This is a genomic window from Bradyrhizobium sp. NBAIM08, from assembly GCF_020193935.1.
GTDB classification, from domain to species: Bacteria; Pseudomonadota; Alphaproteobacteria; order Rhizobiales; family Xanthobacteraceae; genus Bradyrhizobium; species Bradyrhizobium yuanmingense.
Map to the genome: position 1 here is coordinate 1 of NZ_JADYVR010001228.1, position 389 is coordinate 389.

A 389-nucleotide genomic window follows, 5' to 3' on the forward strand; every position below is an offset into this window, starting at 1 on the left:
CTCATCGACGCCGTGGCGTCCGTGGCAGAACAAATTCTCGCCCGATGCCCCTCCGTGCGGGTCCTTGCCACGAGCCGTCAAGCCCTGGCCGTGCCCGGCGAGGTCCAAGTGCCGGTGCATCCCCTGCCAGTGCCTGAGCCGCGCACGCCGTTGGCGGATGTGCCGGACGTTCCGGCCGCGCGCCTGTTCCTCGATCGGGCCGAGGGTGTGGCTCCAGGCTTGGTGACCACGCTCGACGACCTCGTCGCGGTGTCGGCGATCTGCCGGCGGCTGGATGGCATTCCGCTGGCGCTCGTGCTTGCTGCGGCCCGATTGACAACGCTCACGCCGGCTGAGCTCGCCGATCGGGTGGCGGACCGGTTCGCTGTGCTGACCAGGGGGAATCGCAC

The 389-nt window shown here is 70.2% G+C and carries 1 pseudogene; it reads left to right on the forward strand.

Going from position 1 to position 389, the window contains the following annotated elements:
- Nucleotides 1-108: 108 nt before the first annotated feature.
- Nucleotides 109-389: pseudogene (locus tag I6F37_RS44270) on the forward strand (LuxR family transcriptional regulator); the annotation flags it as partial.